The 12,799-nt window shown below is 71.1% G+C and carries 15 protein-coding genes; 3 read left to right on the top strand and 12 right to left on the bottom strand.

The window, feature by feature from the left end:
* Positions 1-145: 145 nt before the first annotated feature.
* Positions 146-361: a hypothetical protein gene (locus ACZ58N_RS28155; RefSeq protein WP_030227372.1), complete on the bottom strand. Its 216-nt coding sequence runs from the start codon at positions 359-361 to the stop codon at positions 146-148.
* A 349-nt stretch (positions 362-710) separates the two neighbouring features.
* Complete coding sequence (locus ACZ58N_RS28150; RefSeq protein WP_389709262.1) at positions 711-992, bottom strand: acylphosphatase; 282 nt, start codon at positions 990-992, stop codon at positions 711-713.
* 130 nt (positions 993-1,122) lie between these two features.
* On the opposite strand from ACZ58N_RS28150, the gene ACZ58N_RS28145 reads away from it, so the two are divergent.
* Positions 1,123-2,049, top strand: a complete 927-nt coding sequence (locus ACZ58N_RS28145) for a CAP domain-containing protein (RefSeq protein ID WP_471165251.1) — start codon at positions 1,123-1,125, stop codon at positions 2,047-2,049.
* Between the two features lie 24 nt (positions 2,050-2,073).
* Here ACZ58N_RS28145 and ACZ58N_RS28140 read toward each other — a convergent pair whose 3' ends face one another.
* A complete protein-coding gene (locus ACZ58N_RS28140; RefSeq protein ID WP_471165248.1) occupies positions 2,074-2,688 on the bottom strand; it encodes a flavodoxin family protein in 615 nt (204 codons plus the stop codon).
* 118 nt (positions 2,689-2,806) lie between these two features.
* On the opposite strand from ACZ58N_RS28140, the gene ACZ58N_RS28135 reads away from it, so the two are divergent.
* The gene (locus tag ACZ58N_RS28135; RefSeq protein WP_471165246.1) at positions 2,807-3,211 is read left to right on the top strand and encodes a winged helix-turn-helix transcriptional regulator; all 405 of its coding nucleotides are present in this window, start codon (positions 2,807-2,809) and stop codon (positions 3,209-3,211) included.
* On the opposite strand, the gene mutM is transcribed toward ACZ58N_RS28135, so the two are convergent.
* The 9 genes from mutM to ACZ58N_RS28090 form a co-directional block, all read right to left on the bottom strand.
* Positions 3,184-4,053, bottom strand: a complete 870-nt coding sequence (mutM, locus tag ACZ58N_RS28130) for a bifunctional DNA-formamidopyrimidine glycosylase/DNA-(apurinic or apyrimidinic site) lyase (RefSeq protein WP_471165244.1) — start codon at positions 4,051-4,053, stop codon at positions 3,184-3,186. The genes ACZ58N_RS28135 and mutM overlap by 28 nt on opposite strands.
* Before the next feature lie 159 nt (positions 4,054-4,212).
* Positions 4,213-5,046 (bottom strand): ribonuclease III, encoded by an 834-nt coding sequence (gene rnc, locus ACZ58N_RS28125; protein ID WP_471165242.1) that lies wholly within the window; start codon positions 5,044-5,046, stop codon positions 4,213-4,215.
* A gap of 19 nt (positions 5,047-5,065) precedes the next feature.
* Complete coding sequence (gene rpmF, locus ACZ58N_RS28120) at positions 5,066-5,239, bottom strand: 50S ribosomal protein L32 (RefSeq protein WP_003965982.1); 174 nt, start codon at positions 5,237-5,239, stop codon at positions 5,066-5,068.
* A 2-nt stretch (positions 5,240-5,241) separates the two neighbouring features.
* On the bottom strand, positions 5,242-5,892 hold the full coding sequence (locus ACZ58N_RS28115) for a YceD family protein (protein WP_471165496.1): 651 nt from the start codon (positions 5,890-5,892) through the stop codon (positions 5,242-5,244).
* A gap of 143 nt (positions 5,893-6,035) precedes the next feature.
* On the bottom strand, positions 6,036-7,085 hold the full coding sequence (locus tag ACZ58N_RS28110; RefSeq protein WP_471165240.1) for a cell division initiation protein: 1,050 nt from the start codon (positions 7,083-7,085) through the stop codon (positions 6,036-6,038).
* 124 nt (positions 7,086-7,209) lie between these two features.
* Positions 7,210-7,689, bottom strand: a complete 480-nt coding sequence (gene coaD / locus ACZ58N_RS28105; RefSeq protein ID WP_471165493.1) for a pantetheine-phosphate adenylyltransferase — start codon at positions 7,687-7,689, stop codon at positions 7,210-7,212.
* A gap of 29 nt (positions 7,690-7,718) precedes the next feature.
* The gene (gene rsmD, locus ACZ58N_RS28100; protein WP_471165237.1) at positions 7,719-8,297 is read right to left on the bottom strand and encodes a 16S rRNA (guanine(966)-N(2))-methyltransferase RsmD; all 579 of its coding nucleotides are present in this window, start codon (positions 8,295-8,297) and stop codon (positions 7,719-7,721) included.
* Positions 8,298-8,381: 84 nt separating this feature from the next.
* Positions 8,382-10,583 carry an ATP-dependent DNA helicase RecG gene (recG, locus tag ACZ58N_RS28095; protein WP_471165234.1) on the bottom strand — a complete coding sequence of 734 codons (2,202 nt, stop codon included), beginning with the start codon at positions 10,581-10,583 and terminating at the stop codon, positions 8,382-8,384.
* Between the two features lie 26 nt (positions 10,584-10,609).
* Positions 10,610-12,280 carry a DAK2 domain-containing protein gene (locus ACZ58N_RS28090; RefSeq protein WP_471165231.1) on the bottom strand — a complete coding sequence of 557 codons (1,671 nt, stop codon included), beginning with the start codon at positions 12,278-12,280 and terminating at the stop codon, positions 10,610-10,612.
* Positions 12,281-12,522: 242 nt separating this feature from the next.
* Here ACZ58N_RS28090 and rpmB point away from each other — a divergent pair, with 242 nt between their 5' ends.
* A complete protein-coding gene (gene rpmB, locus ACZ58N_RS28085) occupies positions 12,523-12,708 on the top strand; it encodes a 50S ribosomal protein L28 (protein WP_073911113.1) in 186 nt (61 codons plus the stop codon).
* Positions 12,709-12,799: the final 91 nt, after the last annotated feature.

Raw genomic sequence — 12,799 nt, 5'->3', positions numbered from 1 at the left:
GGAGACGGAACGCCGACGGGGGAGGGCGGGGCGGACGACCGAGGGAGAACGCGCGCGGGTGAAGGGAAGAGGTGAAAGAAAGAAGGGACGCCGGAGCGTCCCTTGCAGATCATGCGGGGCTGGAGTTGCGACGGGTGAGCGCGGATCAGGTGAGCGCAGGCTCCGCCTGGGGTACGTCGAGGTCGATGCTGTCGAGCAGCGAGTCTCCGTGCTGAGCGGCGGCCGCGTTCAGTGCGTCGTTCTCGGACTGGATCCGTCCGAGCTCGGACTCAAGGTCCTGGACGCGCTGCTGAAGCCGTCGCATCTCGGCGAGGAGTCGCGGGTCGGAACCGCCGACGTAACCGAGAAGCGCCTTTGCCATGATGGATGGTCCTCCACACTGAGTGACCGACCGAAGCGGTGTGGGTCGTGAGGGAATCGCACCCGCGGATGTCCGGCAGCGACTGACAGTCACTGCGCTTACTACTGCCAACACTGCCAAACAGCTCAGGTGCGCGGGGCTTCCAGCGTCTCACCAAAAAGTTTGACGGTCAACACGATCACGCCCCGTATCGGCGGGCGGCCCGGTCCGCGCAAGGGTCGCGGAGATCATCCTCGTCTCCGAGCCTTCCACGGATCGGCGCCCGCGGCAACGCGTCGGCGATGAATGCGCAGATCCGACCATGTGCGTGCGAGCCGCGAGTCCGATCAATTCATGATCGGTCGAAAGATCACCGCATCCCGAACCCGTCGTAGCCGCCACGCGGTGTGCCCCAGATCTCCGTCACACCGTCCACCCTCCCGGGCGTGTCGGCGGAGTGGAGCCAATCCAGCAGCCGGTGGCAATTCTCACGTTGACCTTCGGCCACCACCTGGACCCGTCCGTCGTCCAGATTGAGGGCGAATCCGACCATGCCGCCGATCTCCAGAGCATTCGCCCTGGTGAACCAACGGAAGCCCACTCCCTGTACACGGCCACGCACCCAGGCGGTCAGCCGGACTTCTTCATTCATGCGTGAACGCTAACGGGGCAAACACTTTCGGGTCACATCGCCCCCTGGCGTCATGGACTACAGTCCCCCACCAATACCTCACCCGTTCGGGTGATTAAAGGTTGATCTTGCAAGGAAGGGCGAGCCGCCGATGGGACGCCACCGACTCCACGCCGCTTCGCCCCGCCGGGGCGTCACGCGCCGCACCGCCGTGCGCACCGGCCTGCTCGGCGTCTCGGTGGCCGTGGCGCTCGGCACGGCGGCCGTGACGACCGGCTTCGTCCCGGTGGGCGGTTCGTTCCCCTACGTGGGACCGGGCGCCGACCGGACCGAGGCGAAGGCCGACCCCACCGCGAGGGCGGACCGGACTCCGGAACCGCAGGGCGGCCTCGCCGGCCTGTCGGGCCGCGCCTCCTCGGCCCCCGCCGGCAAGGGCGGCACGACCGGCCCGTCCGCCTCCACCGGCGCCTCGACCTCGCCGTCCCCTTCGGCCTCGGCCTCGGACCCGTCGTCACCGACGCCCTCGACCTCCCCCTCGACGGCCCCCTCCTCGAAGGAACCGGAGCCGGAGCGGACCACCGCCCCACCGGCCCCGAAGCCGCCCGCCCCCGAGCCCGCGGAACCCAAGCCCGCGAAGCCCGAGCCCGCGAAGCCCGAGCCGCCGGCGCCGAAGCCCACCGCCCCGAAGCCCGACGACGGCCACAACGCCGAGGAGGCGGCCGTCCTCACCCTGGTGAACCAGGAACGCGCGATGGCGGGCTGCGGTCCGGTCCGGGCCAATCCGCCGCTCGCCGCGCTGGCCGGGGCCTTCAGCAAGGACATGGCGGTCCGGGGATTCTTCGACCACACCGACCCGGACGGGAACACCCCCTGGATGCGGGCCGACAAAGCCGGGATCTCGGGCATGGGCGGCGAGAACATCGCGCGCGGCCAGGGTGACGCCGACGCCGTGATGAAGGCCTGGATGAACAGCCCGGGCCACAAGGCGAACATACTCAACTGCGAATTCCGCACTCTGGGCGTCGGCGTGTACGTCGCGTCCGGCGGCCCCTGGTGGACCCAGGACTTCGGCTTCTAGGAGCCCCGGGCGCCCGACGTCCGATCAGGCGGCGACGGTCGCCAGCAGCGCCGCCCGGCCCGCCACGACCACGCGGGTGTGGTCGGCCACCCGACGGCCGAGGTGCTCGGCCGTCGCGAGGTCGGCCTTGTGCACGCCCTCCGGGCCCTCGTCGGAGTTGCTCTGGGCCGCGGCGCCGGAGAAGAAGCCGAGGCGGTTCAGGTCGAACTCGGATCCCGTGGTGGAGTTCCAGCCGGGCTTCAGGCCCAGGTTGACCCAGCTCATGCCGTGCTGCGCGGCCAACGTCTGGAAGAACTGCAGGGTGTGCAGCTTGTCGCCGCTCTTGGACCCGGAGTTGGTGAAGCCCGCGGCGACCTTGTCCTGCCACACGTCGCCGAACCAGCGCTTCGAGGTGGCCTCGGCGAAGACGTGGAAGGCGCCCGAGGCGGTGCCCATGTAGGTCGGGGAGCCGAAGACGATGGCGTCGGAGGCGTCGAGCAGCTCCCATTCGGCCTCGCCGATCTCGTCGACCTTGATCAGGTGGACGGTCGCGCCGGCCGCGGCGGCTCCCGCCCGCACGGCCTCGGCGACGACCGCGGTGTGCCCGTACCCGGAGTGGTAGGCGATCGATACGACGGGGGCGGGGGTGACTGCGGACATGACGGTTCTCCTCAGGAGCGGTGCGGTGGGTGCCGCTGTGCGACGAGAGAAAGAGAAGCACTAACTTTTCGAAAGCGCAAGCAGACAGTTAGCGCTACCCGGGGGTACGCTTGTACGTATGGAGTCACCTGTCTGTACCGATGCCGCCGGCGCGGACCTGCCGTTCGACGTCTTCGCGCGCACCTGTCCCTCCCGGGAAACGCTGGAGCACGTCACCGGCCGCTGGGGCAGCCTGACGGTGGGAGCCCTGCGCGAAGGGCCCTGCCGCTTCAACGAGCTGCGCCGCCGGGTCGACGGCGTGAGCGAGAAGATGCTCTCGCAGACGCTGCACGCGCTGGAGCGCGACGGCATCGTCCACCGCGAGGCACAGCCGACCAACCCGCCCCGCGTCGACTACGAGCTGACGCCGCTGGGCCGGGAGGTCGCGGACCGACTGCTCGCGCTCATCCACTTCCTCGAAGGCAGCATGGACCAGGTCCTGGTCTCCCGGGGGACCTACGACGCGGAGCGCGGCGGGCGCTGACAGCGCGGGCAGAAGTAGCTGGACCGGTTCATCCAGGCGCGGCGCCGCATCGGCGTGCCGCAGCGACGGCAGGGTTCACCCTCTCGGCCGTAGGCGTCGAGCGAACGGTCGAAGTAGCCCGACTCGCCGTTCACGTTGACGTACAGGCTGTCGAAGCTGGTACCGCCGACGGCGAGCGCGGCGTTCATGACGTCCCGCACGTGGGTCAGGAGATCCGTGCTCAGGGGGCGCGTCAAGGTGGCGGTGGGGCGCTCGTAGTGCAGCTTCGCACGCCACAGCGCCTCGTCCGCGTAGATGTTGCCGACCCCGCTGATCAGCGACTGGTCCAACAGGGCCCGCTTCACGGTGGTGCGCTTGGCGCGCAGCGCGAGGTGGTAGGCCCCGTCCTCGAAGAGCGGGTCCAGCGGGTCGCGCGCGATGTGCGCGATGACGTCGGGCAGCCCCTCGGCGCTGTCGGCGACGCTCTCGTGCAGGGACAGTCCGCCGAACGTCCGCTGGTCGACGAAGCGCAGCTCGGTGCCGGTGTCGTCGGCGAAGCGGACCCGGATGCGCAGGTGCTTCTCGTCGGGGGCCCCGGTCGGCTGCACCAGCAGCTGTCCGCTCATCCCGAGGTGGCCGAGCACGGAGAGGTCCCCGCCCTCCAGCGGCAGCCACAGGTACTTGCCGCGCCGCCGCGGCACCCCGATGGTCCGGCCGACCAGGCGCGCGGCGAAGTCGGCTCCGCCGGCGAGGTGACGGCGTACCGCGCGGGGATGCAGCACTTCCACGGACGCGACCGTCCGACCGGCCACCCATCGCTCCAGCCCGCGTCGCACGACTTCGACTTCGGGCAGCTCGGGCACGGCGTTCTCCTCCGGAGATCCACGGACGGGGGGCTTCGGCGAGCCTACCGGCCGCCCGCCGCCGCTCGGAAAGGGATCGGGAAACAGCCCCGGAAACGGGTCCGCCCGCCCCCTGCCGGAGCAGAGGGCGGGCGGGGAGAACCCGAAGGGGCGGTTCGATCAGGCGCCCGGCGTCGGTTCGGCGGGCGTCGGCGCCCCGTCGTCCTCGGCCGGAACGGCGGCGGGAGCCGCCGCGATCACGGCGGCTGCCGCGATCCGCTCGTCCGCGGCGGCGCGGATCCCGCGCCAGGCGGACTCCGCTGCCTGCTGTTCCGCTTCCTTCTTGCTGCGACCGGTGCCGGTGCCGTACGAGACACCACCGACGCGGGCGGCAGCGGTAAAGGTCTTCTCGTGGTCCGGTCCGGTCTCGGTCACCAGATATTCCGGTACGCCGAGGCCCTCAGCCGCCGTGAGCTCCTGGAGACTGGTCTTCCAGTCCAGGCCGGCCCCGAGGTTGGAGGACTTCTCGATGAGCGGGTCGAAGAGCCGGTGAACCAGCTCCGAGGCCGCGTCGAGGCCCTGATCGAGGTAAACCGCGCCGATCACCGCTTCAAGGGTGTCGGCGAGGATGGAGGCCTTGTCCCGGCCGCCCGTGCCCTCTTCGCCCCGGCCGAGCCGGATGAAGGAGCCGAGTTCGAGGCCGCGCCCCACCTCCGCCAGCGCACGCGAGTTGACCACCGCGGCCCGCAATTTGGCCAGCTGGCCTTCAGGCAGGTCGGGGTGGGTGGTGTACAGCGTGTCCGTGACCACCAGGCCCAGCACGGAGTCCCCGAGGAACTCCAGGCGTTCGTTGGTGGGCAGACCGCCGTTCTCGTACGCGTACGAACGGTGGGTCAGCGCACGCACCAGAAGGGCGGACTCGAGTTGGTACCCGAGCCGCCCTTCCAGAAGCGTGTGGGACGAGGCCGCGTTGTTACTGTCTGCCTGCTTCTCAGCGTTGGACAGCTCAGACATTGCGCCTCTCACCAGCCGCTCAGACCTCGAGGACCTGGCGCTTGTTGTAGGTGCCGCAGCTCGGGCACGCAATGTGCTGGAGCTTCGGCTCCTGGCAACGCTCACACGAAACCAGGGTGGGGACCGCAGCCTTCCACTGCGACCGGCGGTGGCGCGTGTTGCTGCGCGACATCTTCCGCTTCGGAACAGCCACGGCTACTTCTCCTGCTTCTCGGCGGCGCCCTGAACTCCGTCAGAGGCAGTGCCGCTCATGTTGTCCTTCTCGTCGTCCTGATCGGTCACGACGAGTCCCTGCAATGCCGCCCAACGGATGTCGACGGCGTCATGGTGGTGTTCCGGGTCGTCGTTCAGGCTGAGCCCGCAATCGGGGCACAGTCCGAGACAGTCCTCCCGGCACACCGGCTGCATGGGCAGTGCGAGCACCACCACATCGCGCAGCACGGGTTCGAGGTCGAACAAGCCGTCCTCTAGGTAGAGCGTGTCCTCGTCGTCCTCGGCGTCGTCGGCCGGCTCCGCGTTGGAGCGGGTCCGGTCGTCGGCGTCAGGGTACGAGAACATCTCCTGGAAGTCCGCCTTGAGCTCACGCTCGACGGACTCCAGACACCTTACGCACTCCCCCACGGCCGATGCACGGGCGGTGCCTGTGACAAGCACCCCTTCCATGACCGACTCCAAGCGGAGGTTGAGCTTCATCGGGGTGCCTTCCGGCACTCCGATGACACCGGAGAGACCGAAGTCCGCCGGGGTCGCGATCTCACGGGACAACCGCTGCATGGCACCCGGACGCCGACCCAGTTCGTGCGTGTCGAACACGAGGGGGTCGCGGTGGTCAAGGCGGGTATTCAGGGCCGTTCCTGCTTTCACGGATCGTTGAAGATCAAGTACCTGCCACACAAGCGAAGAACCGCTTACGGGCAGCATGGATCGCGGTGCATACGCGCGACCGAAGTGCCAGGATACCCGGCGACGCGCCGTGCGCCCAATCCGGGCTAGCGTCCCTGTTCGTACTGGCGCAGCTGGTCCAGGTTGATCATGCTCGTGTCGAAGAAGCTGGTCTCGTCGAGCGCCGCCCGGGGCTGCTGGGCCTGCTGCTGGGGCTGCTGCTGGTACGCCGCGTACGGGTCGTGGTGCTGCCCGCCGCCGTACGGATCGACGTACGCGGCCTGCTGCTGCGTGCCGTACGCCTGTGCGGCGTAGGGGTCCTGGTAGCCGTAGGCGTCCTGCTGCGCGGCCACCGGCTGCGGGTAGTACGGCTCGTACGCGGGCTGCGGCTGCGCCTGTGCGGGGATCGGGGCGTGCGCCGGAGCGGGTTCGGCCAGGCCCGCCAGGAAGTCCGCGTCGCTCGACGGCGTTCCCGCCCGGTCCGCCGCCGCGTCCTGGGCGGCCATGTGCGCGCCGAGGTCGTCCTCCCGGGCGCGGCCCAGGAGCTTCTGACGGCCCCGGCCGACGGCCTCCAGGGTCTTGGCGAGCACCGCCTCGAACGTCGCCAGCTTCGTGTCGACGTACGCGTCGGCCTGCTCGCGCAGGGTCTGCGGATCGAGGCTGCCCTCGGGGGCGTCCGCGTCGTCGGGGTGGCCGTGGCCCTGCCCGTCCGGGGCGCGGCCCAGGAGCTTCTCGCGGCCCCGGTCCACCGCGCCGATGGTCTTGCCGAGGACGACCTCGAAGTTGGCCAGCTTGCTGTCGACGTAGTCGTCCGCCTCGGCCCGGATCTCCTCGGCCTCACGACGGGCGTCCGCCAGGATCCGGTCGGCCTCGGCCTGCGAGCGGCGGGCCACCTCGGTGTCGGCGATCAGCGCGCCCCGTTGGGCGTGCGCGGACCCGATGATCCGCTCCGCCTCCCGTCGGGCGTCCTCGACCATCTGCTCCCGGCCCCCGAGCAGTTCCCGTGCCTGTTCGAGCGAACCGGGGAGGGCCCGGCGCACCTCGTCGAGCCGGTCGAGGAGCTCCGTGCGGTTGAGCACGCAGGAGGCCGACATGGGCATGGACCGGGCCGCGCCGACGGCCGCGACGATCTCGTCCAGCTTCTTCTGTACGTCCATGGGGGCTCGCACTCTCTGCCCCGGGCCGGTGCCGGGACGGACGGGACGGCTGAGGAGACGACTGTAGGGCCACCGGGCCCGTGTGCGGCGCGGACCGGTGGATCCCGGTCCGCCCGCCGCCGGGTCACCTGGAGCCGAGTCGCTCGATCAGCGCCGCGTGCACGTGCGCGGGAAGCAGGTGGGCGACGTCGCCGCCCCAGGCCGCGACCTCCTTGACCAGGGAGGACGACAGGAAGCTGTAGGTCGGGTTGGTCGGCACGAACAGCGTTTCGACGCCCGAGAGACCCATGTTCATCTGGGCCATCTGGAGCTCGTAGTCGAAGTCGCTGACGGCGCGCAGGCCCTTGACGATGGCCGGGATGTCCCGCTGCTTGCAGAAGTCGACGAGCAGGCCGTGGAAGGACTCGACCTCGATGTTTCCGTAGTCGGCGGTCGCCTCACGGATCAGCTCGATCCGTTCCTCGACGCTGAAGAGGCCCTGCTTGGACTGGTTGATCATCACGGCGACGTGGACCACGTCGTAGAGCCGGGAGGCCCGGCCGATGATGTCGAGGTGTCCGTTGGTGATGGGGTCGAACGACCCCGGACAGACGGCGCGGCGCAACTGAAGTCCCTCGCTCTCCCGTGCGGGCATCATGAATCTTCGCTGGTGAAGGCGGCGCGACCGTACCAAAGCGTGCCCTCGCCGTACTTGCGCGAACGCAGCGCCTCGAACCCCTCGGGCCACGGGAACGCACCGCTCCTCGTGCTGCGCTCCACGGTGACGAGCGCATCGTCCGTGAGCCAGCCATTGGACCGGAGTGTGAGGAGGATCTCGCCAAGATCGCCGTGCTCGACGGCGTACGGGGGGTCCAGGAAGACGATGTCGTACGGCTCGCCCTGCGCGGTCGCGGCGACGATCTGCTCCGCCTTGCCCGGCCGGAACTCGGCGCCGGGCAGCCCCAGGGTCGTGATGTTCTGCCGGATGGCCTGGGAGGCCTTGGCGTCGGCCTCCACGAGCAGGGCGTGGGCCGCGCCCCGGGAGAGGGCCTCCAGGCCCACGGCGCCGGAGCCGCCGTAGAGGTCGAGGACCCGGGCGCCGTCCAGGCCGTGCAGCGACTCCCAGGTGGAGAAGAGCCCCTCGCGCATCCGGTCGGAGGTGGGACGGGTGCCGGTGCCGGGCGGCACGGTCAGCCGCCGCCCGCCGGCGGTGCCGGCGATCACGCGGGTCATCTGGGGTTCCTTCGCTGGGTGGGCGGGTGGGGGCGGTTTCGCTCTCGAACCCCACGATAGGTCGTGCCGCCCGGAAGGCACCGCTCAGCCCTTCTCCAGGTACTGCTCGCGCTCGGTGTCCAGCAGGGCGTCGAGTGCGGTCCGCAGCCCCGGCAGTCCTTCCAGGTCCGGGTCGGTCGCGACGACGCGGGTGGCTTCCTCCCGGGCCTGGGCGATGACCTCCTCGTCCTCGATGACGGCGAGCATGCGCAGCGAGGAGCGCACGCCCGACTGGGCTTGGCCGAGGACGTCGCCCTCGCGGCGCTGTTCCAGGTCGATCCGGGACAGTTCGAACCCGTCGAGGGTGGCGGCGACCGCGCCCAGCCGGGCCCGGGCGGGACTGGCCTCGTGCATCTCGCTGACCAGCAGGCACAGGCCGGGGGCGGTGCCGCGGCCGACGCGACCGCGCAGCTGGTGGAGTTGGGAGACGCCGAACCGGTCCGCGTCCATGATCACCATGACGGTGGAGTTGGGGACGTTCACCCCGACCTCGATGACGGTGGTCGCGACCAGCACCTTGACCTCGCCGGCGGCGAAGCGGCGCATCACGTCGTCCTTGTCGGCGGGGTCCATCCGGCCGTGCAACACCTCGACGGACAGCCCGGACAGGGGGCCCTTGACGAGCTGTTCGGCGATCTCCAGGACGGCGAGCGGGGGGCGCCTGTCGCCGTCCTCCTCGGCGGCCTTCTTCTTCTTGGGCTCGTCCTCGCCGTCCCCGATCCGGGGGCAGACCACGTACGCCTGGTGGCCGTTCTCGACTTCCTCGCGGACCCGTTCCCAGGCGCGGGCGAGGAAGTGCGGCTTGTCCTTGGCGGGTACGACGTGCGTGGCGATCGGGGATCGTCCGGCGGGCAGCTGGTCGAGTACGGAGGTCTCCAGGTCGCCGAAGACGGTCATGGCCACGGTGCGCGGGATCGGGGTGGCCGTCATGACGAGCAGGTGCGGGGGCTGCTTGCCCTTCGAGCGCAGGGCGTCGCGCTGTTCGACGCCGAACCGGTGCTGTTCGTCGACCACGACGAGGCCGAGGTCGTGGAAGCGGACCTTGTCCTCGATGAGGGCGTGGGTACCGATGACGATGCCGGCCTCGCCCGTGACCAGGTCGAGCAGGGCCTGCCGGCGGGCGGGCATGCCCATCGACCCGGTGAGCAGCACCACCTTGGTGCCCCGGTCGGAGCCGCCGAGCATGCCTCCCTCGGCGAGTTCGCCCATCATCTCGGTGATGGACCGGTGGTGCTGTTGGGCGAGCACCTCGGTCGGCGCGAGCATCGCGGCCTGCCCGCCGGAGTCGACGACGGCGAGCATGGCCCGCAGGGCGACCATCGTCTTCCCGGAGCCGACCTCGCCCTGGAGGAGCCGGTGCATGGGGTGGCTGGTGGCGAGGTCGTCGAAGATCTCCTTCGAGACGTTCTGCTGGCCCTCGGTGAGGGTGAAGGGCAGCTTGGCGTCGAAGGAGTCGAGGAGGCCGCCGGGGGCGGCGCGGCGCGGGACGGCCGGGAGTTGGGAGTCGTCGTGCCGGCGGCGGGCCAGGGCGACCTGGAGGACGAAGGCCTCGTCCCACTTGAGGCGTTGGCGGGCGTCCTCGACGTCCGCCTTGGTGGTGGGTCGGTGGATCTTGAGGAGGGCCTCGGTGAGCGGGACCAGGCCGCGGCCCTCGCGCAGGGCGGGCGGCAGCGGGTCCACGACCTCGGCGACGCCGGGCAGTACGGCGTCGACGCACTTGGTGATCTTCCAGGACTCCATCTTGGCGCAGGCCGGGTAGATCGGGATGAGCCGGCCCGCGAAGGCGGTGGCGGCGTCCCGGTCGGAGGCGTCCGCGCCGAGGGGTTCGTAGGCGGGGTGGGCCAGCTGGAGCTTGTTGTTGAACTTCGAGACCTTGCCCGCGAACATGGCGCGGCTGCCGGGCAGCAGGTCCTTGTGCGGCTTGTGGACGCCCGCGCCGAAGAAGACCAGCTGGAGGCGGCCGCTGCCGTCGGTGATGGTCACCTCCAGGCGTTTCCCGCCGCCGCGGCTGCCCTGGTAGGTCAGCAGGCGGGCGTCGGCGACCTGGGCGACGACGGTGACGTGCTCGTCGATCTGGTCGGCGAGTTCGGCGAGCGAGGTGAGCTCGCCGCGCTCGGCGTACCGCCGGGGGTAGTGGTGCAGGAGGTCCAGGGCCGTGTGCAGGCCGAGCTGCTCGGCCAGCACCTTGGCGGTGGCGGGGCCGAGCGTCTTCTTGAGGTCTTCGTCGAGCGCGGGCACGTGTTCCATTGCACACCATGGCGCCGACAAGCCCGCTATTCCACCCCGATGAGGAGGGGCGCCGACCAGCGTCCGCCGCGGTAGGTGACGGTGTCGACGGCCAGGTGTCCGTGCTGGACGTACGCCTCCAGGTGCGTGGCCAGGGTGTCGGGGACCTCGGGTCCCAGGACGAGGGTGACGAGCTCGCCGCCGGAGCCGAGCATCCGTTCCAGCACCGCCTCGGCCGTTTCGGGAAGGCCCGAGCCGATGACGGCGACGTCCCCGTCGATGAGTCCGAGCACGTCACCGGCCTGGCAGATGCCGGCGGAGGTGAAGGAACGGGCCTCGGCGACGGCGAGTTCCGCGTACCGGGTGGCGCCGGCCGCGGCGGTCATGGCGACGACGTCCTCGTCGAAGTCGGCGTCGGGGTCGTGGACGGCGAGCGCGGCCAGGCCCTGCACGGCGGATCGGGTGGGGATCACCGCCACCCGGACGCCGTCGGCGCGGGCCCGCTCGGCGGCGGCTCCGGCGGCGGCGCGCAGTTCGACGGAGCCGGCCAGCAGGATGACCTCGCGGGCGTGGGCGCGGGCCACGGCGTCGACGAGTTCGGTGACGGCGGGCGCCTCGCCGGGGCGGGCCAGCACGGTGGTCGCGCCGGCCTCCCCGCACAGCGCGGCCAGCCCCTCGCCAGGGACCACGGCGACCACGGCCCGTTGGGCGCGCGGGGCCTTGGCGCGGCGGCGTTCGTCACCGAAGTGCGTGATGCGGATCCGGTACGGCCGGCCGGCGACGACGCCGGCCTCCACGGCGGCTCCGGGGTCGTCGACGTGCACGTGGACGTTCCACAGGCCGTCACCGCCGACCACCACGAGGGAGTCGCCGAGTCCGTCGAGGCGTTCGCGCAGCTCGCCGACGGCCTCCTCGGAGGCCTCCAGCAGGTAGATCACCTCGTAGCCGGGGCCGCCCTGTTCCTCGGCGCAGGGCTGCGGCGTCGACGGTACGGGGACGGCCCGACCGCGCACCGGCTCGTCGGCGGGCGCATCGCCGGACAGCGCCTGCCACAGGGCGCCGAGCACGGCGACCAGCCCGCACCCCCCGGCGTCCACGACCCCGGCCCGGCTCAGCGCGGCGAGCTGCCCGGGGGTCTCGGCGAGGGCGGCGCGGGCGCCGTCGTACGCCGCCCGGGCGACGTCGGCGGCGGTGGCCGCGGCGGCCCCCACGGCCACCCCGGCGCGCGCGGCGGCGCCCGCGACGGTGAGCATGGTGCCCTCGACGGGGTGTGCGACGGCCTGGTACGCCTCCTCCGCGGCCCGGGTCAGGGCCCGTGCCAGCAGCGGCCCGGAGGCGCGGTCCCGGTCGGGGGCGGCGTCCTCGGCGCCCAGGACGTCGGCCACCCCGCGCAGCAGCTGGGCGAGGATCGTGCCGGAGTTGCCGCGGGCGCCTATGAGGGCGCCGTGCGCGTAGGCCCGGACGGCCTCGGACAGGGAGGCGGTCCCGGTTGTGCCTTCGGTCACTCCGGCGCCGGCCTTCTCGAAGGCTTCGGTGAGCGCGCGATCGGCCGCCTCGGCGGTCAGGTAGAGGTTGGTGCCGGTGTCCGCGTCGGCGACGGGGTAGACGTTGATCGCGTCGATGTCCTCGCGGGCCCGGCCCAGTGCGGCCAGGGCCAGCGAGCTCCAGGTGCGCACCGCTTCGGCGTCGAGGGTGTGCGGGCCGGGCTCGTTCGCCACCGGGCGTTCCTCCTTGTGCGGGCCAGGGTTCACCGCAGGGTAACGAAGGGTGGCCGCCGGCCGGGGACCCCGGGGCGTGGCCGGTGGCTCACATGGTAGTTTTCTTGGACCGAAGCAGTCGTTGTATGCTGCTCAGGTTGCCCGTCGAGAGTCGGGCCATTCGTCCGGCAAGCCACTTCAGATCTCTGATTCCGGTGCGCCGGATTTCACTGTAATTGCATCTGAAGTCTTTGGAGTGACCTGTGGCTGCCAACTGCGACGTTTGCGCCAAGGGGCCGAGCTTCGGCAACAGCATCTCCCACTCGCACCGCCGCACCTCGCGTCGCTGGAACCCGAACATCCAGCGCGTCCGTGCCGTGGTCAATGGGACGCCGAAGCGCCTCAACGCCTGCACCTCGTGCATCAAGGCCGGCAAGGTCTCGCGCTGACGGCCTCCGTCGTCGTCGCGCAGCCCTTTACGGTTGCCAGAAAGGCCGGTTCACCCAGGTGAACCGGCCTTTTGCCTTGCCCGGAACCGTC

It is taken from the genome of Streptomyces sp. NPDC040432, assembly GCF_055595445.1.
Note: the sequence above shows the minus strand (reverse complement) of the source record. Positions and strands in the feature narration are given on the sequence as shown.